The 22,090-nt window shown below is 37.8% G+C and carries 22 protein-coding genes; 9 read left to right on the plus strand and 13 right to left on the minus strand.

The genetic code is table 11. From position 1 onward, the window contains the following. Positions 1–18: 18 nt before the first annotated feature. The 4 genes from AC3WSK_RS10015 to AC3WSK_RS10030 all read right to left on the minus strand — a co-directional run bounded on the left by AC3WSK_RS10015 (position 19) and on the right by AC3WSK_RS10030 (position 7,593). Positions 19–5,187 (minus strand): collagen binding domain-containing protein, encoded by a 5,169-nt coding sequence (locus AC3WSK_RS10015; protein ID WP_492411945.1) that lies wholly within the window; start codon positions 5,185–5,187, stop codon positions 19–21. Positions 5,188–5,684: 497 nt separating this feature from the next. After that, positions 5,685–7,058 (minus strand): HD domain-containing protein, encoded by a 1,374-nt coding sequence (locus AC3WSK_RS10020; RefSeq protein WP_427481615.1) that lies wholly within the window; start codon positions 7,056–7,058, stop codon positions 5,685–5,687. Positions 7,059–7,117: 59 nt separating this feature from the next. Continuing rightward, positions 7,118–7,324 carry a hypothetical protein gene (locus AC3WSK_RS10025; RefSeq protein ID WP_492535027.1) on the minus strand — a complete coding sequence of 69 codons (207 nt, stop codon included), beginning with the start codon at positions 7,322–7,324 and terminating at the stop codon, positions 7,118–7,120. Between the two features lie 44 nt (positions 7,325–7,368). Then, entirely contained in the window at positions 7,369–7,593 is a 225-nt protein-coding gene (locus AC3WSK_RS10030) for a YuzB family protein (protein ID WP_049667962.1), read from the minus strand. Positions 7,594–8,028: 435 nt separating this feature from the next. Between AC3WSK_RS10030 and AC3WSK_RS10035 the strand changes: the two genes are divergently transcribed. Beyond that, complete coding sequence (locus AC3WSK_RS10035) at positions 8,029–8,676, plus strand: RsfA family transcriptional regulator (protein ID WP_079559346.1); 648 nt, start codon at positions 8,029–8,031, stop codon at positions 8,674–8,676. 60 nt (positions 8,677–8,736) lie between these two features. Here the strand turns inward: AC3WSK_RS10035 and lipL are convergent, their stop codons facing one another. Beyond that, the gene (lipL, locus tag AC3WSK_RS10040; RefSeq protein ID WP_079559345.1) at positions 8,737–9,570 is read right to left on the minus strand and encodes an octanoyl-[GcvH]:protein N-octanoyltransferase; all 834 of its coding nucleotides are present in this window, start codon (positions 9,568–9,570) and stop codon (positions 8,737–8,739) included. 157 nt (positions 9,571–9,727) lie between these two features. Between lipL and hemQ the strand changes: the two genes are divergently transcribed. Continuing rightward, a complete protein-coding gene (hemQ, locus tag AC3WSK_RS10045) occupies positions 9,728–10,477 on the plus strand; it encodes a hydrogen peroxide-dependent heme synthase (protein ID WP_079559344.1) in 750 nt (249 codons plus the stop codon). Between the two features lie 42 nt (positions 10,478–10,519). Here the strand turns inward: hemQ and AC3WSK_RS10050 are convergent, their stop codons facing one another. Further along, the gene (locus AC3WSK_RS10050) at positions 10,520–10,702 is read right to left on the minus strand and encodes a hypothetical protein (RefSeq protein ID WP_079559343.1); all 183 of its coding nucleotides are present in this window, start codon (positions 10,700–10,702) and stop codon (positions 10,520–10,522) included. A 764-nt stretch (positions 10,703–11,466) separates the two neighbouring features. Here AC3WSK_RS10050 and AC3WSK_RS10055 point away from each other — a divergent pair. Continuing rightward, the gene (locus tag AC3WSK_RS10055) at positions 11,467–11,850 is read left to right on the plus strand and encodes a cell wall hydrolase (protein WP_492411972.1); all 384 of its coding nucleotides are present in this window, start codon (positions 11,467–11,469) and stop codon (positions 11,848–11,850) included. Between the two features lie 21 nt (positions 11,851–11,871). After that, the gene (gene gerQ, locus AC3WSK_RS10060) at positions 11,872–12,213 is read left to right on the plus strand and encodes a spore coat protein GerQ (RefSeq protein ID WP_079559342.1); all 342 of its coding nucleotides are present in this window, start codon (positions 11,872–11,874) and stop codon (positions 12,211–12,213) included. A 277-nt stretch (positions 12,214–12,490) separates the two neighbouring features. Here gerQ and AC3WSK_RS10065 read toward each other — a convergent pair whose 3' ends face one another. The 5 genes from AC3WSK_RS10065 to AC3WSK_RS10085 form a co-directional block, all read right to left on the minus strand. Continuing rightward, a complete protein-coding gene (locus AC3WSK_RS10065) occupies positions 12,491–13,669 on the minus strand; it encodes a M20 family metallopeptidase (RefSeq protein ID WP_492411950.1) in 1,179 nt (392 codons plus the stop codon). Positions 13,670–13,873: 204 nt separating this feature from the next. Beyond that, positions 13,874–14,254, minus strand: coding sequence for a DUF423 domain-containing protein (locus tag AC3WSK_RS10070; protein WP_492535028.1), 381 nt, complete (start codon positions 14,252–14,254; stop codon positions 13,874–13,876). Positions 14,255–14,401: 147 nt separating this feature from the next. Next, complete coding sequence (locus AC3WSK_RS10075; protein WP_492414653.1) at positions 14,402–14,668, minus strand: YwdI family protein; 267 nt, start codon at positions 14,666–14,668, stop codon at positions 14,402–14,404. Next, the gene (locus AC3WSK_RS10080; RefSeq protein ID WP_079559338.1) at positions 14,665–14,844 is read right to left on the minus strand and encodes a uracil-DNA glycosylase; all 180 of its coding nucleotides are present in this window, start codon (positions 14,842–14,844) and stop codon (positions 14,665–14,667) included. Before AC3WSK_RS10080 ends, AC3WSK_RS10075 begins: the two co-directional genes overlap by 4 nt. A 127-nt stretch (positions 14,845–14,971) precedes the next feature. Further along, entirely contained in the window at positions 14,972–15,649 is a 678-nt protein-coding gene (locus AC3WSK_RS10085; RefSeq protein WP_492414654.1) for a uracil-DNA glycosylase, read from the minus strand. 344 nt (positions 15,650–15,993) lie between these two features. Between AC3WSK_RS10085 and thiD the strand changes: the two genes are divergently transcribed. Further along, complete coding sequence (gene thiD, locus AC3WSK_RS10090; protein ID WP_079559336.1) at positions 15,994–16,824, plus strand: bifunctional hydroxymethylpyrimidine kinase/phosphomethylpyrimidine kinase; 831 nt, start codon at positions 15,994–15,996, stop codon at positions 16,822–16,824. Between the two features lie 68 nt (positions 16,825–16,892). Here the strand turns inward: thiD and AC3WSK_RS10095 are convergent, their stop codons facing one another. Further along, complete coding sequence (locus tag AC3WSK_RS10095; RefSeq protein WP_240518172.1) at positions 16,893–17,372, minus strand: acyl-CoA thioesterase; 480 nt, start codon at positions 17,370–17,372, stop codon at positions 16,893–16,895. A 235-nt stretch (positions 17,373–17,607) separates the two neighbouring features. Between AC3WSK_RS10095 and AC3WSK_RS10100 the strand changes: the two genes are divergently transcribed. The 3 genes from AC3WSK_RS10100 to bshB2 all read left to right on the plus strand — a co-directional run bounded on the left by AC3WSK_RS10100 (position 17,608) and on the right by bshB2 (position 19,598). Further along, positions 17,608–17,934: a hypothetical protein gene (locus AC3WSK_RS10100; RefSeq protein WP_240518152.1), complete on the plus strand. Its 327-nt coding sequence runs from the start codon at positions 17,608–17,610 to the stop codon at positions 17,932–17,934. A gap of 610 nt (positions 17,935–18,544) precedes the next feature. Beyond that, positions 18,545–18,895, plus strand: coding sequence for a YojF family protein (locus AC3WSK_RS10105; RefSeq protein ID WP_079559334.1), 351 nt, complete (start codon positions 18,545–18,547; stop codon positions 18,893–18,895). Positions 18,896–18,908: 13 nt separating this feature from the next. Beyond that, positions 18,909–19,598 (plus strand): bacillithiol biosynthesis deacetylase BshB2, encoded by a 690-nt coding sequence (gene bshB2, locus AC3WSK_RS10110; RefSeq protein WP_492414655.1) that lies wholly within the window; start codon positions 18,909–18,911, stop codon positions 19,596–19,598. A 65-nt stretch (positions 19,599–19,663) separates the two neighbouring features. Here the strand turns inward: bshB2 and AC3WSK_RS10115 are convergent, their stop codons facing one another. After that, on the minus strand, positions 19,664–20,407 hold the full coding sequence (locus tag AC3WSK_RS10115; RefSeq protein ID WP_079559332.1) for a TerC family protein: 744 nt from the start codon (positions 20,405–20,407) through the stop codon (positions 19,664–19,666). Positions 20,408–20,631: 224 nt separating this feature from the next. Here AC3WSK_RS10115 and ilvA point away from each other — a divergent pair, with 224 nt between their 5' ends. Continuing rightward, complete coding sequence (ilvA, locus tag AC3WSK_RS10120) at positions 20,632–21,894, plus strand: threonine ammonia-lyase IlvA (RefSeq protein WP_079559331.1); 1,263 nt, start codon at positions 20,632–20,634, stop codon at positions 21,892–21,894. Positions 21,895–22,090 lie beyond the last annotated feature (196 nt).

Here is a 22,090-nt window from a genome sequence, read left to right on the forward strand (position 1 = left end):
GGGTTTTCTTATTGAAAATTATTTCACTTCTGTATTGCGACGGCGCAATAAGAATAATGCACCTAGAACAAGCGCTACACCAATTAGCGTAAGAGCTGTTTGGTTTGCTCCATTTGTTTGTGGCAGCTTGCCTTGCGCGTTTAACTGCGCTTCCATTTCTTTTGCATCTGCTTTGATTTTATCAATATCCAGATATTTATCTACTTCTGCCTGTTCCTCTTTAGATAACTTGTTGTATTTATCGAGGAAACCATTATATTCATCTAATGTATCTTTATCCGCTGTAGAAGGATTGTATGGCTTTAATTCTTTTCCTTGATCAATAACTTCTTCTACAGTTGGTTTTTCAGGTTTTGTTGGGTTTGTTGGATCTTTTGGATCTGTTTCGTTACCTGAACCACCTGGATTTGTTGGATTAACTGGCTTCTCTGGATCTGGTTTTGGTTTTGTTGGTTTTTCTGGATCAACCGGCTTTTCTGGTTCTGGAGTCGGTTTCTCTGGATCAACTGGTTTTTCCGGATCCGGTTTTGGGTCAACTGGTTTTTCTGGATCTGGATCAACTGGTTTCCCTGGATCTGGGTTAGGTGTCCAGCCACCACCGCCTCCGCCACTTGTTGATTTAGGTTTTACTGTTGCAGCGCATGTATCTTTTACAGTAAATGAGCCAATTAAACTAGTACCATCATATACATTGTACGTACCTTGTTTAATAGCTTCATTTGGCAATAGAACCGTTCCTGCAATACTAGTTGTGAGAACTTCATTACCGTCTGCATCTTTAACGATATTACCTTTAGCATCTTTTATTGTTATCTTTGCATTCACATTAGGCGTTCCAAGTTCAGTTAGTACTGTTAATGTAAATGAAGGACAAGCAGGTGCTGCTGATACTTCTGCTTCACATTTAACTGAATATTTAACTGTTATTTGACCAATGAATAGATCGCCTTGATATACACTATATTCACCTGAAGGAATGTCTTTAGATTGAATCGTAATTTGACCTAATTCATTTGTCGTTTGATTAGTAGCAATAATTGCTCCTGTTGCTTTATCTTTGATTGTGATATTGCTAACATTAGGACGCGGATTGCCATTTTCATCCTTCACTGTTAATGTGAATAGCTCACATTTTGGTGCTGGTTGAACTGTTTTTTCACATTCGATATTCGTTTCGAAAGTACCAATTTTTTCACCATTTACTTCAACTGTATAAATACCTGGTTCTAAATCAGTTAATTCAATAACACCTGTCGTAGTTTTTGTGCTAATAATTTCGTTACCGTCAGCATCTTTAACAATGATTGTTGAAGTACCGTCAGTAATATTATTACCATCAACATCTTTTACAGTTAATTTAAACTCTTCGCATTTTGGTGCCTGTTCAACAATAAATTCATGCCCACAGTCTTTTGTATACGTTAAAGTTACTGTCCCCAAGAATTGGTTACCTTCGTATACAGTATATTCACCTGGCTTCACGCCATTATCAACATTAGTTTTGTTTGATTCAAAAATAAACTTACCTGATGCATCAGTTGATGCCTTTACTTCTGTAGTACCTGATTTTAATGTTAACTCTTTAATATTTGTACGGATGTTGCCGTCTGTATCTTTAACTACGATTGTGAAGTTTTCGCACTTAGGTGCTGGTTGAATACTCGCGTTACAGTTTTCACTGTACTCTACAGTAATCGTTTTTAACGTCTCACCATTATAAATAACATCGTACTGACCTGCTTTAACTTGGTCTGGAGTAAAAGTAACTTTACCGTTTTTAACAGTATGATTTTCTGATAATCCCGTCGCTTTACTTACTAATGTTACTGTTCCATCCACTAATTTACCGTCAATATCGTATACTGTTAATTCAAACAGTGAACATTTCAATGGACTTTCTGGTATGTTGGCGATTTCAACAATTTGTTTACCCTCAAAAGGACCTGATGTTGCTTTTTCATCTCGATTTAATGTAAAGATTACATCCGGATTTTCAAAACCATCAACTTTTGTTTCTTTTAATGTATATTTACCCTCAGCTAATTTTAATCCGAAGTCTAATACACCGTTTTCATCTGTTTTTGCGCTAACTAATGGTTTATTTCCTGTGTATTGGCTGTATAAAGTAAACTCAACATCTTGCATTACTTCGCCTGTTGCAGCATTCGTTTTTAAAATGACAAATGGTACTTTAACTGTTGATGCTTGGTTACCGTAATTAAAATCAGCAATTGACCAGCTATCTTTTCCACTTGTTTGACTGCCACCTTGATAGCTTACTTCTACTTCATTTTCAGCATCAGAGCCTGATTCTCCTGTAAATACTGTTTCGTATTCTATATAGTATGCTGCAGTTACATCACCTAAATTAAGAGTGAACGTACCGTTTTTCATATCTACATTTAATGTATACTCACTTGGATCTAAAAGTGTCTTTTTTTCAGCTGGATTACTTGGAGTTGTTCCAGACAATGCAACTTTATAAATTCTAAATGTATCTTCTAAAATCATTTGTTCTGGGTTACCATCTTCATCTTTACCCACTGTGTCGGTAATGACTACATTGTCTAATTTTGATTGTGCGTAGTTAAACTCAAAATTCCACTTAGCTACTGCAGAACCACGATCAGCTTGATGACCCATTTTGTTTAAAATTTTATCTGTATGATTTACATCAACTGTTTTTGACCACGAAGCATTCTCACCTTCATCGCTTGTTAATGTAGCTGTATTCGTAATACGTACTGGGTTCCCATGTGGGAATATGCCATCTTCATCTACTGATTCATATGTCACTTTATAAGGACTATTAATATCCCCTAGCTCAAGCTTAATTTCGTTCGGTTTACCTGAAGTGTTTGGAATCTCTATTGTTTCTGTTCCTGTGAAAACACCACTTGCATTTAGTTCACCTTTTTGCACTACAATATTTTGAACTTTTTGTGTATCTGGTAATTTATCCTCAAATACAGCATTTTTTAAAGAATTGTAGTTAAAGTTAAATTCAACATCCCAGTAGAAGGTTTTTGTTTCGTAATTATAATGACCTTCTTTTTTACCATTTGTTTTTTGTTCAGTCCGAATCTCTTGTTCTGCTGAAGCAGAAGGAGATTTCGGCAAATTATCATTTGTCATTGTTACTTTATTATGATATTCAATTGTATTTGATCCAGCATGTCGAATATCGTATTCAGTATCATACGTAATTACGATAGGCTCATTTATTTCATCGTTTAAAGTAATTTCAAAACCAGCTTTATCTTTATTTGTTAGCGTATAATCTTTACCACTAACTAAAGGCTTATTACCTATTTTCACTTCCAAAGTATCAACTTTTAAAGTAAGGTTTCGATCTGTAAAATCATCAGTAAACACAGTTCCAGCAGCTAAATTATAACCAGCTTGGTTCGCCACAATCTTCCATGACATTGTTTTATTTTGATAGTCAATACCATTTGCAGATTTATTTAGTAATAGATTTATTTTATTATAATTAGAATAATCTTCTACCGGTTTTGACATATCTGGGCGTGATACTTCATTTTTTACCGTAAAACTCTCAGTTGGATACACACCATCTTTTGGCTTTGTTACATATTTGATAACATACGGTTTTGTTACAGGAGCATTAAATTTTAATTTAAAACTATTTCCATCTTTATCCACTTTATAAGAAATAGCGGCAGGAGTATTACCATCTGCCTCAAACACTTGTACCTCTCCTACTAATTCTTGAGTATCAGTCCAGATGTCCGTTAGTACTGCGTTTTCCTGTGAAATATTGCGGTTATTGAAGTTATACTTAATTGTCCAATATGTTCTTAAATCACTAGCAGTAGGACCTGTATGCGTTTTTGCTAATGGATCACCAAAGCTCACGTTTACTGATACAGTAGTAGATTTCCCATTATAAGTTGCCTCATTTTCAAAGATAGCATTATTAACGTTACCTGGGTCACCAACTTCTGTTTGATACGTAATGCGGTAAGCAGTATGCTTTTCATTCGGCAATGCAATTGTCATTTTATTGTTATCGAAGATTGGAGTCACAATGACAGGGTCATTAGAGACTGTTATCGCGCCATTTGGTGATACATTTAACTTTGTAATTTTTACAGAATCTTGCTTAAATGTATGCGCCCCTTCTAGTGTATCAACAAAATCTGAAGTGCCTGATGCTTCATTAACTCGTAAATCTGTATTAACATCTACTGTCCAGTCAATAAACTTACTATTTTTCCCACCATTATCTGCTACACCTGATTTGGACACCGGTTTACCGCTCGTTTTAGGTTGGAAATTCAACTTAATGTTTTCAGTGCCGGGTAAACTAATTGTTTCTTCCCATTCCGTATTACCGCTTGCAAAGTTCGCTTGTACGCTAAAGTACGCACCTGGCTCAAGGGCTACACCCGTTCCTACATCATCTCGTAAAGCTTCGTTGAATGTAATTACAATGTCATTTCCACTTTTTGAAATTGTACCTACCTCACCGTAAGCTGTTCCTTTCGGGAAAGTGATATTTTCAAAAATATCCGGTAAAGTGTACGTTAATGTTGTACCCGGACCATAGTTATGTCCCGCTTCTAGTTCTAAATGAAATTTAAACTCTGCAGATTGTCCGTTAGAAACATTAATACTTTCATTTGGACTTACCTTTTTTCCATCCACAGTAAACTCAACATTTTTAATTACATCAACAGACATAATTTGATCATACGATGGGGGTGTAGTTTCATCATCCTTATCTTCTTTTGGATTTTCTCCTTCACCACTAACATCGCCTTTTTCAGGTTCAGTTTGTGTTTCAGGGAGTTTACCTACACCCGTAGAACCAGTAACAGGATCATCACCTTTTTCAGATCCAGTTGAGGTTTCAGGTAGTTCAACTACGCCCTCGGAACCAGTAATAGGACCATCACCTTTTTCAGATTCAGTTGAGGTTTCAGGCAGTTCAATTACTCCCGTGGTACCAGTAATAGAACCATCACCTTTTTCAGGTTCAGTTGAGGTTTCAGGCGATTCACCTACTCTCGTGTTATCACTACTACCCACATCTCCAGATTCAACTGAATGTGCTAAAGTTTGTGCTCCGTCAATCGCAAACACCGAAATCGGTGAAAGGACTGTTTGGAATACGAGTAGCATTAAGATTATTGCTATGTTTAGTTTTTTAAATTTTCGCATGTTTCTCTCCTTTTCTAAGTTCAGAGAGTTACCTATTGGTGTTTGCTGACGACGTTGCATCCTTTCGTCTCGAAAAGCATGCCGCAAACAATAGGTTGGTCCCTCTTTCCTTCTATTCAATGGTCGTTTATATGAATACACTCGAATAAGTACTCACGAATAGGCACTTACGATGACTTATGTATGTGCGATGTACAATTAGAATATATCCATAGTACTTTTGTGATACCCTTAATAATAGGCACAACCGATTTTAGGGTTTTCGACTCATTATAAACGATTATACTAAACAAATTCTAAACAATCCTGGACTTTTTATTTATAAAATTCTAAAAATTTCTATATAGTTTCCACTTTTTTCATCTTTATACAACGACAAAAAAACAGTGAAAATAACTCAATTAGAGTACTTTCACTGTTTTTCACTATAGACACGTTGGAATACTATTAATTCCATTTATTTTTTTATACATATTTTTATACATAAAAATTTTTTATTAATTTTTCCCCTCACCTTGCAGCAAGGCTAATATTTGTTTCTTCACAGCAGGATGGGTACTATTGTCCTCTAGAAAATCTAGTGGGAAATATACTTTATGATCTCGTTTCATGCGACCAGAAATAGAATCAACAATAATAGATTCACGTGATAGCTCTCGTAGCTCTCCATTTTTCATTTCTAAGAAAATAGGAACACGGACTTCCTCTTCTCCTGGTCGATAAAAGTCATACGGTAAATCTGCTGTCGTATCGTGGACAAGATAATATTCTGGATTTAAATCAGCTTGCTTGAAGAGTTCTTGTAGTTTTTGATATTTATCTAGCTCTACACCTGGATCTAAATCGATGTACTGAAATAGCTTTCGGTTAACAAAGCGGCGACTTAAGTCACTTAATATAACATCATCTTCTTGCATCCAAAGTTGAAAATATGTAAAAAGAATACTCTCATCTAATGCAAGATAGTCATCTAGCGTAATGGAGTTGCGGAAAAATGCTAAAAAGTGTGTAGGTTCGTGCTTAAATTTATAGCCAGCTAAGCTTAGTTGCTTAGCTCGTTTTAAAATATTATTTAATACAACCTCCGCACTGCGAGATACTGGGTGGAAATAAATTTGCAAGTACATTTGATAGCGGCTCATTATATAATCCTCTACCGCATGCATACCCGTTGCCTTGATAACGACCTGATTTTTCCTTGGACGCATTACTCTTAATATACGCTCCATATCAAAATGACCGTAGCTTACGCCTGTGAAATAAGCGTCACGCTGTAGGTAATCCATACGATCAGCGTCGATTTGACTCGATATTAAACTGACGACCTGCTTATTCGGATATGTTTTTTCAATGACCTGTGATACTTTCTCCGGGAAGTCAGCCGATACTTTTTTTAATACGGCATTCACTTCTGTATCACCGAGCAAAATTTGTCTTGTATAAAATTCATGATCAAGCTCAAAAACATTTTCAAAGGCATGTGAAAATGGCCCATGCCCTAAATCGTGTAAAAGGGCTGCACAAAGCACAAGCAGGCGTTCATCCTCATCCCATTCCGGACGACCTGCAAATATATCATCTACTATGCGGCGTACAATTTCGTAAACGCCAAGTGAGTGACTAAAGCGACTATGCTCTGCTCCGTGGAATACTAAAAATGTTGTACCGAGCTGGCGAATTCGACGTAGTCGCTGAAACTCTTTCGTACCAACTAGATCCCAAATCACTTGATCCCGTACATGCACATAACGATGCACTGGATCCTTGAATACTTTTTCCTCTTGTAATTTAGCTTTTGCATAATGTGTCAATTGTACAGCACCCCCGTTTCCTATTTGTTCTATTATATGCGATAAATACAGGACTAGCATACATATTGCCTTTTAATTATAGAGACTATCAACCTAACTCACTGTATTCTCGTCTTATTTTAGGTTTCTATTGACCTAATTTCCACGTGATGAGGCGACGGTGAACATGAACCTTCCGTCGTTTCATCAAGGTTTTCCGTCGCTTTGCCGGTTCTTTCCGTCTCTCTGACTCTTCTTTCCGTCACTTCGGCGATTCTTTCCGTCGCTCTAACTCTTCCTTCCGTCACTTCATCGATTCTATCCATCAACAATAAAAATCCAAACAAAAACTATCTCCAACTAGACTAGCGAAGATAGCTTTTTGTTTTACCTATTTTTTTAACTTTGCTAAAACCTTTTCCATTAGTTCTTCTTCCGTTAATGCAGCAACAGGACGGCTATTTACAAAGGTAAATGTTTTTTTACGTCCTGGGCCACAGTAAGAATGACAGCCAATTTCGATGGTTGCATCAGGATCGATTTCCTTTAATTTTGGAATTAACGTTTTTAAGTTAACGGCCTGACATTCATCGCAAACTTTAAATTCGTTTGCCATTTTGTCAACAACCCTTTCTATATATTATTTTTTTAACTTCTTTCAGCAGAAAGTCTCCCACCTCTACAGGTGGCGAGATGAATACGGTTTTAAATCACTTTTCAACGGGTGTCCAAACATCCCGCTGAAAGAAGTTAAAGCCTCCGGCGGATGTCACGGAATCAAAATGGAGTTCTTTGTGCTAGCACAAAGCTGATTCCGGACGCAATTATGCCGAGGCATAATTGATTCAAATCAAAAATCTGTTTCTATTGAACGTATGACTTTCACATATTTAAGTATGTAGCATACGTACAAACCTACATCGGGTATTGTATCGCATTATTCCCCTTGTATTCAAGCATAATTCCTTCCACATGGATGAATAAAAGGTTAAAAGATTGGTCATGCTAGTTGTAAATAAAAAGTTCCAAATAAAGGTGGGAGGATTTTAATATGAGTAAAGTTAGACAAGATGCTTGGTTAGAAGAAAACGATGAATTGTTAGCAGAGGCGGTCATTCGCCATGTGACGGAAGGTAGTACACAGTTAAATGCCTTTGAAGAAGCTGGAGATGCTTTGAACCGTACTGCTGCTGCATGTGGTTTTCGTTGGAATGCTGTTGTTCGTAAAGAATACGAGGAACAATTATCAGAAGCAAAAAAAGAAAGAAAAGAAAGAATGCGAGTGTTGGGAGCTCCGGCAAGACGCCGTGCTTCTAGTATGTTTACAGTTAATAGTAGTGCTGCAGAAGGTAAATCAATTCCTCTATCTGCATTAAATCTTGATATTGTCATAGCCTATTTATTACGTTTACAGCACTCTGGTGAAATAGGTAATGAGTCTACAAAATGGAGACAACTAGTACACGTAACATCTGAGAAAAATAAAAAACTAGAGAAAACCATTACACAGCTAGAAGAAGAAAATAGAGCTATTCGAAAAGATTATGAGCAATTTGTTCAAATTATGAACCGTGCTAGACGACTAGTTACACTAGATGAAGAGGATGAACGAATTGCACCTGTCTTCAAGATGGAGAAAAACGGAAACCTTGTTGTAAGTAGCCCTTATCCTCAAGAAAATGGCGATGCGCTTAATTAGCAGCATCGCTTTTTTCTTTGCATAATATCTCACTGACATCTTCTGGAGTCTTTCACTTCATCAATTCGGTTTAAGCATTTTCGTATTTCGTTCAAAAATACGTTGTAAATAAAACGCATATAGCGTTATTTCTTCATCATGAAAAGATTCAACTCGAATTTCTTCTGCCATATTGTTAAGAAGTTGCTGTAAACGAATAACAACAGCTTCCACCGTTAATGATACATCCATTAGTTCAGATAATGACGCCATCACATCAGGGACAATATTAGGATACGTAAATTTCGTTTCCTCTCCTTTTAGACTTTCCTCATAAAAGTCACGAATGAGTGCAGCTCGATCTGAACCGCTTCCTTCAACACATAAATAAATTTGCACAGCCACACCTTGACGTAAACGTCTCTGAGAAATACCAGCAAATTTCTTTCCTTTAATACTTAAATCATAGGAACCTGGACAATAAGAGCCTACAATTTCATAGGCTTCAATTTGATCTGCTACTTCTGGGAACAAGCTTTTTACTAAAGCTACCATTACATCATAGCCATCATCAATACTTAGCGCTTCCGTTTGTTCAGATAATACAATAGAAATATTCAGTACACCTTCATCCAGCACAACTGCTAATCCGCCTGAATTGCGTACAATAGGTTGATAGCCTTGTGCTTTAAGCAAGTCCATGCCCTGCTGCACATATGGTAGACGGTGATCCTGAATACCAAGCACAACAGATGCATCATGTACCCATGTACGAATAGTTGGCGGAGAGGCTAATTGCCCTACTAGCTGACATAAAGTATCGTCTGTTGCAAAGGATTCAAGTGGCGATCTTTGCTTCGCGCTAATAGATTGATCGTAAAAACGCCAAATCGGCTGTTGTAAAATACTTTTCATGATTGGAGCTCCTCTATTTACATCTCTTCTCTTTAGAATACATTATCTATGGAAGGTGTCAAATTCGTGAAATGCAATCATGAACTTAGGGATTTTGTACAAACTATGATAAACTAAATTTCGAATGATATTCACTTATAAAGGAGTGTTTTTAATAATGAATGAAGCAGCTATTACTTTAGATGGTTGGTACGCTTTACATGATTTCCGCTCAATCGATTGGGCTTCATGGAAACTAGTTTCTGCTGAAGAACGCCAAGCAGCAGTAGAAGAATTCATTGCCTATTTAGAAAAATTAAACGAAGCTGATATCGCTAAAACAGGTGCCCATGCATTTTACGCAATCGTTGGTCAAAAAGCTGACTTTATGATTATGACTTTACGTGAAACAATGGAAGAACTACAAGAGCTTGAAGCTGAATTCAATAAATTAGCGATTGCTGATTTTACAATTCCTACATATTCATATGTATCTGTTGTAGAGCTTTCTAACTATTTAGCAGGTGATTCAGACGAAGATCCATACCAAAATCCACATGTGCGTGCTCGTCTATATCCTGAACTTCCACGCGCTAAGCATGTATGCTTCTATCCAATGGATAAACGTCGTCAAGGCGATGACAACTGGTATATGCTTTCAATGGATGACCGCAAATCGCTAATGCGTTCTCACGGTATGATTGGTCGTGGCTATGCTGGTAAAGTTAAACAAATCATTACTGGTTCTGTTGGCTTCGACGATCATGAATGGGGCGTTACACTATTCGCAGATGACGTACTACAGTTTAAAAAATTAGTATATGAAATGCGTTTTGATGAAGTTTCAGCTCGCTACGGTGAGTTTGGTGCATTCTTCGTTGGTAACCTTCTTGATCAAGAAAAACTTGTGAAATTCTTAACTGTTTAATTAAATATAAAAATGCGAGTCCACCAATCGGACTCGCATTTTTTAATATTCGCTTTCTTCGCTGTTCTCTGATTCCAATATTAAAATAATTGTATGAATAAAAAAACCAGCTAGAATCATTAGGAAAACTAAATACCAATTATACGGTTGCTGATAGTATTCTGCTATCCCAACGGCGATGAATGCACTTATGATAATTGCTACAAACGTACCAAAAGTATGCATTATAACACTCCTTTATGAAAGCAAAAAAACATTTCCAACTTTAGTATGTCACCGTTTATTTTTAATATACTTGCAAAACATCAGATTCCATCTACTCAATCAAAAAAATAAGAAAGTGTCATCGTAATGGATGACACTTTCTTATTTTCGTATGCCTGTGCTGCGCTTCAAGACCTTTCATCTTTAACCTTCAAAATTAATATAATCGTATTGATGAAAAATCCGACTATGATTATTAGTATAAAAAGATACCAATGGAGTGGCTGTCCGTAAAAACTCCCCACTAAAAATGCCAGCACAGCACTCAACAAAATGCCTACCCACACACCAATCTCCATACCCTATCACCTCACATGTATTCAATACACATGCAATGTCCATCTCACGTTTCCCGCTATATTTTCTATTCTCTATTTACCCATTTTTATAAGCGTAACGCCACGCCAAAGTTGAAAAGCATGCCATTTAATAGCTGGGAGATTCCTTGGGAATTAGCTTCACAGATTTCTGGAACTAACGTAGTAAAGAAATGAAGGATAAACATACACGGCCTGTGCGATTCAACTCCACGTTATAGTCATGAATCAAAAAATTTTTTTCGCTTCTTTTACATACGACTCGTCATTATTAATATATGCTAAGCCATTTTTAATTGTGAATTTCTTTCATCGAAATTGAACATGTCTACGATACCATCATGCATATACTGTCTGCGAGGAGGAGTGAAAATCGCTGTTATCAAAACGAATGATGCACAAACAGCCATGCTAGCAAGGCTTATGCGTGCCGAGGCAGAGGGTGAAGGGAACTTAGGTATGCTAATGGTCGGCAATGTGGGCGTCAATCGTGTACGAGCAGATTGTTTAGATTTTACGGATGTTCGTACAATTGAACAAATGGTATATCAGCGTCCTGGGGGCTTTGAAGCGACACTAAAAGGCTACTTTTATCAGCGAGCACGTGATCAAGACCTTCGATTAGCAAGGAGAGTTATTCAAGGCGAAAGATTCCATCCAGCAACTCGTTTACTATGGTTTTTCAGACCTGAGGGAGATTATCCAGCACAATGGTATGGTCAGTGGAACACGGGAAGATTCAAAGCTCATTGCTTCTTCTCGCCAACCGAAGAAGATTGTCCTCAAATCTAAAAGAAAGAAGGTTGATAACTTATGATGCCTTATTATTGGACACCGACAACGCAACAACAACAAATGCCTCAAGTGCCTCCACAGGTACTTCCTGGAGCACGCCAACCTGGACGGGAGCAATCGTATATTGAAAATATTTTCCGTTTGAATCGTGGAAAACCTGGTACTTTCCATTTTTCCTTCGAGCATGCGATTGAGCCAGGGAAAAACACGAAAGTAGTACGAGGCGTTGTAGAAGCTGCTGGTCGAGATCATGTTATTTTACGTGAACTCAAATCGAACCATCGTTTCCTATTCCCAATGATTTACTTTGATTTTGCTGAATATGATGAGGAAATGGCATACTTTAACCAAAATCCATAATTGAAATGAGCTATTCATAAGTTCGTATTTTCTAAATTTCCACTCCTCAATAGCAAGGAGGACCGAGCAAAGGGGTGCTCCTTCGCTACTTCTTGCTCATACTTCGTTGCAATGCAGTTTCGTTGTGACTCCCAATTAGGTCTCATGCTTTGATTGCCCGCAAATGTTTTTCGTATGAAATGAGGAATCTACGTGGGCATTTACCATTAAATAAAAAAATCGGCATGGTAGGATATCCTAGCATGCCGATTTTTATTGAAAGCCCTAAGAGAGCTAACTACTGATTTTCATGTAAAAATTGCAATGTTGCTTTTCCTAAAGTTTTGGCAGCAATCAACATTGCACGCTCATCAAAATCAAAGCGTGCATGATGATGAGGATATGCCACTTCCCATTCTGGCTTTTTAGCACCTGTGAAGAAAAATGTACCTGGTACATTCTCTAAATAATATCCAAAATCCTCACCAATCATAAATGGTGGGCACGTTATAATATTTTCTACTCCTGGTATATCTACCGCAAGTTGTGCAACAAACTCTGTTTCTTTCACATGGTTGTAAACTGGTGGATAGCCCCTCGTATAACGATAATTATAGCTTGCACCAAAGGCTAAACAAGTGGCATTTAAAACGGCCTCAAGCTCTTGCTCCATTTGTTTGCGTACCGACTCCTCAAAAGTTCGGACTGTTCCAGCTAATACTACTCGCTCTGCAATCACATTAAAAGGATTAATGGCCTCAAAATGACCAATTGTTAAGACGGCTGATTTTAATGGATCGATACGTCGAGATATAATCTGCTGTGCATTTACTACAAACTGTGACGCAAGAGTAACTGCATCAATAGAATGATGGGGCTCCGCACCGTGACCACCTTTACCTTGAATCGTAATTTCCACTTTATCCGCGGCAGCCATAATTGCCCCACCTCTCACCAATATATCGCCCAATGGCGTTGGTGCCCATAAATGTGTACCGAAAATAACGTCTACTCCTTCTAGGCAGCCATCTTCAATCATAGGTTTTGCTCCACCTGGCGCCATTTCTTCTGCATGCTGATGAATGAAAACTACATTGCCCGCAATGTCATCTTTCATTGCGTGAAGCACTTTAGCAAGCACTAGTAACGTCGCAGTATGACCATCATGTCCACATGCATGCATTTTACCATCTACTTTTGACTTATAAGGAACGTCATTTTCCTCCTGAATGGCTAATGCATCAAAATCAGCGCGTAATGCTACTGTTTTACCTGGTTTTCCTCCATGTAAAGTTGCAACAACACCCCGTCCACCTACATGCTCACGAACCTCATGTCCTAACGCGCGATGAAAAGCTGCTACATACGCTGGTGTTTCCACTTCCTCAAAGGATAATTCCGGATATTCATGTAGATGACGACGAATCTCTACCATTTCATCATAATTATTATCTAGTAAAGTAAAAAGCTTCTCCATATCACAAAACCTCACTTCTTATTTGTCGAACTTATTTGATAATTATAGTGTACTATAAATCCTTACAAAAACAATAGGGATTAAAACTACCATTCTATAGTAATTATATTGTTGATCCGGAAGAAAAATTCTCTTGATTGTTTACTAGTATTTATCCGTAAAAAAACCCCCTCACACATAGTGTAAAGGAGTGTTTTTGTAATATTATCGAGCATGTTTTAGCGCAGCTACTATAATTAGAACCCAGCCAGTTAAAAATAGAACACCACCAATTGGTGTGATGGCGCCTAGAACTTTAACGCCGCTAATTGCCAGTACATATAAGCTTCCTGAAAAGAAGACAATCCCTAGGTTGAAAAAGGTTCCCGCTAAATTTAACTGCTTCACCTCACCTAGTATTTTAGAGCTCATCAATAGTCCAATGATAAGGATAGCCGTAGCTTGAAACATCTGGTACTGCACAGCTGTTTCCCAAATCCCACGACTATAATCGTCTAGAACTTCTTTTAAAGCATGTGCACCGAATGCACCTAGTGCCACTGCTAAAAAGCCATGAAGTGCACCTGTCACGATAAATTTTTTCATATCATTTCCCTACCTTTTATCAATTTCGCCTTGGCGTAATTGTAGCTGTCGCTACAGATAAATTGCCACAGGACGTGGCGTTCTTAGACTGAGTTCCTTTTCATCTAGCCACCTTCAGCGGTGGGAGCATTCGCTAAATGAAGATAATTAAAAATCAAAAATTGAATCGCCATTCGCTCCGTCTTCTTCTTCAATTTTTGCTGAATATAAACTTGGTTGCTTCGGCTCTGACACTAGCATTTGTGGCAAATGTTTTGACTGCGCTTTAGCAATGCCGTCAGATGCGTCTAATACCACATCGCATAATGCTCGGATTGCTGTTAAGGCTTCACGAATTTGCTGTTCATCTCTAGTATTTTTGACACCGGATAATTGTTTTTCAAGTTGTTGAATAACGGCTTGATAAGGAATCATTGCATTCTCCTACTTTCTGCTTTTGGCACAAATTTCAGACAGTCCGTGCCAGAGGATTGTTTAACGACAACGGATGGTATTTGCTTTGTTTTAAAGCCATACGCTACACAAGCCCGTGGAGTTTGTGGGTCCCATGTTACTTTAAAATATTGACATTTGAAACAATTCACCTTCATCGTTGTCCCCCACTTTCTTCTATTATTAAATGTAACACGAAACGATAAGCGCTTCAATTTCGCTTTGGCACAGAAAACAATTATAGCTATCGCTACAAAAGTATTTACTGAATAAAGATAAAGATTACTAAGCTAGGCACCAATCAATCGGTTGCTCTCCCCATTCCTCTAACTGTGCATTGATTTTCGAGTATGGTTTACTGCCAAAAAAGCCTCGATAAGCACTTAGTGGACTAGGATGAGGCGCTTCTAAAATAATATGTTGCGTTGAGTATTGACGAATTAATTGTTTTTTTCGTTGTGCTGGTCTACCCCAAAGTACAAAAATAACGGGTTTATCTCTAGATGCTAATTTATCGATGACCGCATCCGTGAATTGCTCCCAGCCTTGTTCTTTATGGGAATTCGCCTGGCCTGCTCGAACAGTTAATACAGTATTTAATAACATTACTCCTTGCTGTGCCCATTTTGTTAATGTTCCGTCTGCAGGGACTGGACAGCCAAGATCATCCTGTAACTCTTTTAGCATATTTCGTAAGCTTGGTGGATGTGGGATTCCTGGCATGACCGAAAAGCTTAAGCCATGTGCTTGGTTTGGTCCATGATAAGGATCCTGACCTAAAATTACGACCTTCACATCTTGATAAGCTGTTGTATAAAATGCATTCATTATATCATTCACCGGCGGATAAATTACTTGTGTTGAATATTCATGTTCTACAAATTGACATAGCTTTGTATAGTATGTTTTTTCTATTTCTTCTGTAAGTATTGATTGCCAATCATTCGGGAATGCTTGTTTCATCTTAATATAAGCCCCTTTCTCTTCTTACAACGGTACAAAAAAACAATGTCGAATTCAAGCTTCAATTCAATTATGCCTTGGCATCATTAAGTCCAAAATCAGCTTTTAGTTTAGGCCATCATTAGGACCGTATTGCTTCATGCAGGTCAGTTATAGATGGATGCGATGATGCTACGCTAACACCCTTTGTGAACTCCCTTCCTATATAAAGGTGGGGGACTTTTACTGATAAAAGTTAAACTGACCTTGTAAAAATATATATTTCTGACTATTTTTATGCACCCAGAATAAGACTATACTAGATGATAATTTTAAAAATTCCATCTATAAAGGAGATCTTCCACATGGTTCTTAAAAAAACTTTAACGATTGCTGGTTCAGATACATCAGGTGGCGCAGGTATGCAAGCCGACCTTAAAACATTTCAAGAGCACGGCACATATGGCATGGTGGCATTAACGGTTGTCGTAACAATGGATCCAAACGGTTGGACTCATAACGTAACGCCATTACCGACAGAGCTTTTGCAAAAACAAATCGATACGGCTCTGTCAACAGGCATTGACGCAATAAAAACTGGTATGCTGTCAACGGAAGAGATTATTCGTATTGCAGGTGATGCTATAGCGAAATCTGGTACGACAAATGTTGTTATTGACCCTGTAATGGTATGTAAGGGAGAAGATGAAGTATTGAACCCTGGTAATACAGATGCAATGATTCAACATCTTTTACCATTAGCTGCAGTTACTACACCTAACCTGTTTGAGGCTGGACAATTAGCCGGGACTGGAACACCAAAAACAATCGAGGAAATGAAGACAACAGCTCGTAAAATCCATGAACTTGGTGCTAAAGCTGTTGTGATTAAAGGTGGAAAAGCGCTAGCTACTGAAAAAGCGACTGACTTATTTTTCGACGGTGAAAAATTCTACTTATTAGAATCTGGAAAAGTTGCTTCTACTTATAACCATGGGGCTGGCTGTACATTTGCCGCTTCAGTAACAGCTAACTTAGCAAACGGTCTTTCAGTAAAAGAGGCTGTAATTGAAGCAAAAGAATTTGTTTCAGCTGCAATCGCTCACGGTTGGGCATTAAATGACTATGTAGGACCTGTTATGCACGGTGCTAAATCTCGTTTTGGCGCACCACAAGTAACCGTGACTGAAATTTAAAGACGAAAGAGGCATCTGAATATCAGATGCCTCTTTTACATATAGTGGTTCTCCATCATTTCGATCCGTTAATCCCATGGATTGTTCATCGAAATGAATTTGGCCAAAGCCTTACTTTCCTTTTTACGTTCTGCACGCGCTTTTGCTCGTAAAGCCGCGGTTTCATGTAGCTTTGTCTCCTCTACTGTTTCCGGAATGACAGATGGAACAGGAGTTGGTTTATTATTTTCATCTAAAGCAACAAAGGTTAATAATGCTGTAGCCGCTACCTTTCGTTCACCCGTTTTCAAATTCTCAGAAATAATCTTTACGAAAACCTCCATTGAAGATGTTCCTGTCCACGATACATACGATTCGAAATATACAGAATCAGTTTGGCGTATTGGGTGCAAGAAGTCTACTGAATCCGTTGAGGCTGTTACACAATCTCTACGACTATGCTTCGCAGCAGAAATTGAAGCTACTTGATCGATATCACTCATTAATCGACCACCAAACAGTGTATTATGATTGTTAATATCATTCGGAAAAACACGACTTGTACGCATGACCCTTGATTCTTTACAATATTTAAAGTCTTTATTCACATCTATCCTCCCCTAAAAACGATTGTTTATTTTTACTATATTCCTCTACTTTTTCATAAAAATCAAATAAATTGACGGAAGATTAAGAAATTTACACTTAGAACCTAGGGGATTATTACTCAAATGTAAAAAGCTCAGGACAAGATACGCTACTTCTTCTTATGCCATATATTAGCTGTATATGGGAGGGAGAAAAATGAAAAGACGTAAACAACAAAACATAAATGTTGATCCAACTAATCTGGGTGGTCAAGAAGCAGGTCTCCTAGGTGAAGGTACAGGTATTCTAGCTGGAGATATAACCTCTACCAAAGTAGAAGTAATATCTTCAATGATTTTAACAATAGGATATTCATTAGCAACCCTCTCCACCATTTTAGCATTGCAGGAGGAAGAGCAACAGGAACAAGCAAGAACCTCAAACGCACAAAATCAAAATTTACAGTTTAGACACATGCATAAGCATCTACAAAATCTCAACAATCGTCTAGATTCCATTGAACGAAAACTCAACCGATATTAACAAATACATACTCCCAAAAACCAAACATTATAAAAAGCCGCGATTCTCCGTCATAAAAGAGAATCGCGGCTTTTTACTATATTATGATAATGAGCTTTACGTCTTCTTCCCTTGGCGTGGCCATGCATAAAATGTTAAAGGAACGTCATCTATTGTACCAAGATAGAATTCGTTATTACCTAGTTTAAAATTCCCTTCAACAATTATGAGCTGCTTATCCGTCAATTAAGGAAGAAATCGTGGTCGCAGTATCTTTTCGTTTGTGAAACCGCATACAATACAAAACGACACATTTTGTACAAAATTGCGTTCACCTTTATTATATTGATATATTTCAATAATTTTTTCAAGAATATTGCTTGATAAATCTTCATAGAATAAAGGATGCCATCAATTATACATCAGCATAATATCTTTTGCGCGAAAGCGTAGCGGCATGATGTTTGTCGCTCAGTCGTTACATAGGACATGGCGTCTTAGACTGAGCCTCTAATTCAGGAGATTTTTGAATATCCTCTGAAAATGACCAAGCCTTCTAGAGGCATTCAATTTCCCTTTGTGAATTATTTTTACTATACTTAAAGGAGAAATAATCGAGAGGAGTGTTAAGATGCAAGAGGTACAAGTAAAGACGTTACAGGAATTATTGAATTCTTTCGCCAACAAAGACGTTTATATCCATCTTGAGACGACGAACGGTTCTTATGCAGCACACTTTGATGAAAAATTTTTTAATGCAGGTGCTTTTATTCGTAATGCTAAAATCAACTATGAACTTGCTAAAGTGGTAGATGATTCACCCCATCGTGTTGGCTTGAAAATGGCGCACGGCTGGGTTTATGCACAGGGCATCACACATTTTGAATTAGATGATTTAGGCCGTTTATTAATGGCTGGACTAGATTACTCAGGTAAATTGGCGATTGCACTTGAAATTAGCGAAACGCCATTTGCTTATTAAGGGGGACGACTTTTTGAATTTACAACCACAACGTCATATTTTAATTGTTTACCCTCACCCAGATGATGAGGCTTTTTCAATTGCTGGAACAATTGCCTACTATGCGAAGAAAATGAATACACCTGTTACATATGCCTGTTTAACTCTAGGCGAGATGGGTCGTAATTTAGGAAATCCACCTTTTGCAACACGTGAATCCTTACCAGAAATTCGACGTAAGGAGCTTATTGCAGCGGCAGATGCTATGGGCATACAAGATTTACGTATGCTTGGTTTCCGTGATAAAACAATTGAATTTGAAGACGATGAAAAAATGGTGAAGCTTGTTGAAGGTTTAATAGAAGAGTTAATGCCTTCTCTTATCTTTACATTCTTACCTGGTTTTGCAGTGCATCCTGACCATGAGGCAACAGCACGTGCCGTAGTAGAAGCTGTTCGTCGTATGCCAAAAGCCGCCCGTCCACAAGTATTGGGCTGTGCCTTTGCAAATGATACGATTGAAAAAAATGGGGAGCCACATGTTGTCGTCAATATAAGTGAAATGAAGGCAGATAAAATTAATGCCTTGCAAGCACATGCATCCCAAACTGCTTGGATGATGCAAGAAACAGAAAAACGCGTCGATGACGGTGAACCAATGAGCGAAAGCTGGCTTAATATTGAAAAGTTCTATATTGTGAATCCTGATCATTATGTAAAATAAAAGCTTTAATTGACAATAAAGCGGATCTGTCCTCTTTCTAAATGGAGAACAGATCCGCTTTTATGTTAAGCGGTCCTCATTTTCTTTAAGAAATGAATCATGAAGGTTATAGCAAATATAATAATTAGCACAACGAAAAACATATAATGTGGAACGTGAATACCGATGACGCTAGCTAGCATTTTCAGTGCAATAATGCCAATTATAATAAATGCCGTTGCCTCTAATTCTGGTATTTTTTCAATAATGATTAAAAATAAGCCTGCAATCGTTCGCATCATTAAAATACCTAACATTCCCCCGATAAGTAATATCCAAATTTGATTGGATATCGCAAAGGCCGCAAAAATCGCATCAATTGAAAAGGCAATATCCATCAGTTCTACAGAAATAACGGTTGCCCAAAACGTTCCAAAAATGCGAACCATCAACCCTGTTTTTTTCATTTCCTTAGCACTATCAGCTTCACCAATCTGTAAGAAATGAGCGACACATAGCCAACCTAAATACAGAGCTCCTAGCAATTTAATATACCAGAATTCTACCAAGTAAACGCCTATCCCAATAAATAAAAATCGGAAAAAATAGGCCCCAAACATTCCGTACATTAATGCTCGTTTACGTTGCTTGGTTGGCAAATGCTTCACTAGCACTGCTAATACAAGTGCGTTATCAGCCGAAAGCAAACCTTCTATTATAATAAGTGTTGATATTAACCCCCACGATACAGGGTCAGTCAAAATTTCTTTCCACATTTCCCAATCGAAAAATTGAATGTATGTAGATAGAATTCCTTGAATGATTTCCAATTACATACCCTCCTACTTGTCCTAAGGTATTCTAGTATATGCTGGACCATTCCCGTTATGAGGAAATGTGTGCATCCTTTATTTCTCCAAAAAATTCTCGAATAAATCTATTTTGCATTAAATAGACACCGAAAATTTAGAATTTACTAAAAATTAATGACAAAAAGCTTATAAAGTGTGCTATCATAGATAAATGTTTTATACGTATACGGAGGATGAATATTATGGAAGTTGCTGACACTAGAACCGTGCAAGTAGAAAATATCTTGATTGCACATCATTTCTTAAAAGACGTAGTGGTGCACACACCGCTACAAAAAAATGACTATTTATCCGAGAAATACGGAGCTAATATTTATTTTAAACGCGAAGATTTACAGCATGTACGCTCATTTAAACTTCGTGGTGCCTATTATAAGATTAAAAAAATTGAAGAAGAAGCTCGTAAAACTGGCGTTGTTTGCGCAAGTGCGGGCAATCATGCTCAAGGTGTTGCCTACGCCTGTGCACAATTGAAAATTCAAGCAAGCATTTTTATGCCTCAAACAACACCTAAACAAAAAATCGACCAAGTTCGTATGTTTGGTCGTGATTTTGTAGAAATTATTTTAGCAGGTGATACTTTTGATGATTCTGCAGAAGGTGCATTAGCTTACTGTGAAGAGCACGATAAAATCTTTATCCACCCATTTGATGATTTTGATGTCATTGCTGGTCAAGGTACGGTCGCTGTTGAAATTATGAATGACATGGAGGAGCCAATTGACTACGTATTTGGTAGTATTGGTGGTGGTGGCTTAATGTCCGGTGTTTCTGCCTATGTGAAAAATCTTTCTCCTCATAGCAAAATTATCGGTGTAGAACCTGCTGGAGCAGGCAGTATGAAAGCTGCATTTGCAGAAGGCGGTACGGTGGCACTTGATTGGATTGACAAATTCGTAGATGGGGCCGCGGTAAAATGCGTCGGCAATCACACATATGATGTTTGTCGTCGCTACTTAGACGACATCGTACTAGTACCAGAAGGAAAAGTATGTACAACAATCTTAGATCTTTACAATAAACACGCCATTATCGCAGAGCCTGCTGGAGCATTATCAGTAGCAGCCCTCGATTCTTACAAAGAGGAAATTAAAGGCAAATCAGTCGTTATCATCATTAGTGGTGGTAATAATGATATCGGTCGTATGCAGGAGATTAAAGAAAAGTCTTTAATTCACGAAGGCTTACTATACTATTTCATCGTAAGCTTCCCACAACGTGCCGGCGCCCTTCGCCAGTTCTTAACAAGCGTTGTAGGACCAAATGACGACATTACAACTTTCGAATATACAAAGAAAAACAACAAAGAAAGTGGTCCTGCCTTAGTCGGCATCGAACTCGGCAATCGCAAAGATTACGAAGGATTACTAGTACGCATGAATGAATTCGGCTTCAAATACAAAGAAGTAAACAACGACATTCAATTATTCGGCTTACTAGTCTAAAATAAAAAGTCACACTTGCTATGTGAGTGTGGCTTTTTTGTGTGGATGAGAGGTTTATCGAGACACTTTTGAGATTTATCGAAACTTTTCTCTTGTTTATCGAGACTTTTCATAGTTTTATCGACTAACTTTAAGAAAATATCGACATTTACCTTACAAGCGACACTATCTGACCGCACCGATAGTTTGCGCCGCT

This window comes from Lysinibacillus sp. EB271-A1-10B, from assembly GCF_058791335.1.

What these genes read in the sequence shown, in the direction of transcription:
- AC3WSK_RS10015 (WP_492411945.1), bottom strand. Translation starts at nt 5,187, where the DNA reads ATGCGAAAATTTAAAAAACTAAACATAGCAATAATCTTAATGCTACTC.
- AC3WSK_RS10020 (WP_427481615.1), bottom strand. Translation starts at nt 7,058, where the DNA reads ATGCTAGTCCTGTATTTATCGCATATAATAGAACAAATAGGAAACGGG.
- AC3WSK_RS10030 (WP_049667962.1), bottom strand. Translation starts at nt 7,593, where the DNA reads ATGGCAAACGAATTTAAAGTTTGCGATGAATGTCAGGCCGTTAACTTA.
- AC3WSK_RS10035 (WP_079559346.1), top strand. Translation starts at nt 8,029, where the DNA reads ATGAGTAAAGTTAGACAAGATGCTTGGTTAGAAGAAAACGATGAATTG.
- lipL (WP_079559345.1), bottom strand. Translation starts at nt 9,570, where the DNA reads ATGAAAAGTATTTTACAACAGCCGATTTGGCGTTTTTACGATCAATCT.
- hemQ (WP_079559344.1), top strand. Translation starts at nt 9,728, where the DNA reads ATGAATGAAGCAGCTATTACTTTAGATGGTTGGTACGCTTTACATGAT.
- AC3WSK_RS10050 (WP_079559343.1), bottom strand. Translation starts at nt 10,702, where the DNA reads ATGCATACTTTTGGTACGTTTGTAGCAATTATCATAAGTGCATTCATC.
- AC3WSK_RS10055 (WP_492411972.1), top strand. Translation starts at nt 11,467, where the DNA reads ATGCTAGCAAGGCTTATGCGTGCCGAGGCAGAGGGTGAAGGGAACTTA.
- gerQ (WP_079559342.1), top strand. Translation starts at nt 11,872, where the DNA reads ATGATGCCTTATTATTGGACACCGACAACGCAACAACAACAAATGCCT.
- AC3WSK_RS10065 (WP_492411950.1), bottom strand. Translation starts at nt 13,669, where the DNA reads ATGGAGAAGCTTTTTACTTTACTAGATAATAATTATGATGAAATGGTA.
- AC3WSK_RS10070 (WP_492535028.1), bottom strand. Translation starts at nt 14,254, where the DNA reads ATGAAAAAATTTATCGTGACAGGTGCACTTCATGGCTTTTTAGCAGTG.
- AC3WSK_RS10075 (WP_492414653.1), bottom strand. Translation starts at nt 14,668, where the DNA reads ATGATTCCTTATCAAGCCGTTATTCAACAACTTGAAAAACAATTATCC.
- AC3WSK_RS10080 (WP_079559338.1), bottom strand. Translation starts at nt 14,844, where the DNA reads ATGAAGGTGAATTGTTTCAAATGTCAATATTTTAAAGTAACATGGGAC.
- AC3WSK_RS10085 (WP_492414654.1), bottom strand. Translation starts at nt 15,649, where the DNA reads ATGAAACAAGCATTCCCGAATGATTGGCAATCAATACTTACAGAAGAA.
- thiD (WP_079559336.1), top strand. Translation starts at nt 15,994, where the DNA reads ATGGTTCTTAAAAAAACTTTAACGATTGCTGGTTCAGATACATCAGGT.
- AC3WSK_RS10095 (WP_240518172.1), bottom strand. Translation starts at nt 17,372, where the DNA reads ATGCGTACAAGTCGTGTTTTTCCGAATGATATTAACAATCATAATACA.
- AC3WSK_RS10100 (WP_240518152.1), top strand. Translation starts at nt 17,608, where the DNA reads ATGAAAAGACGTAAACAACAAAACATAAATGTTGATCCAACTAATCTG.
- AC3WSK_RS10105 (WP_079559334.1), top strand. Translation starts at nt 18,545, where the DNA reads ATGCAAGAGGTACAAGTAAAGACGTTACAGGAATTATTGAATTCTTTC.
- ilvA (WP_079559331.1), top strand. Translation starts at nt 20,632, where the DNA reads ATGGAAGTTGCTGACACTAGAACCGTGCAAGTAGAAAATATCTTGATT.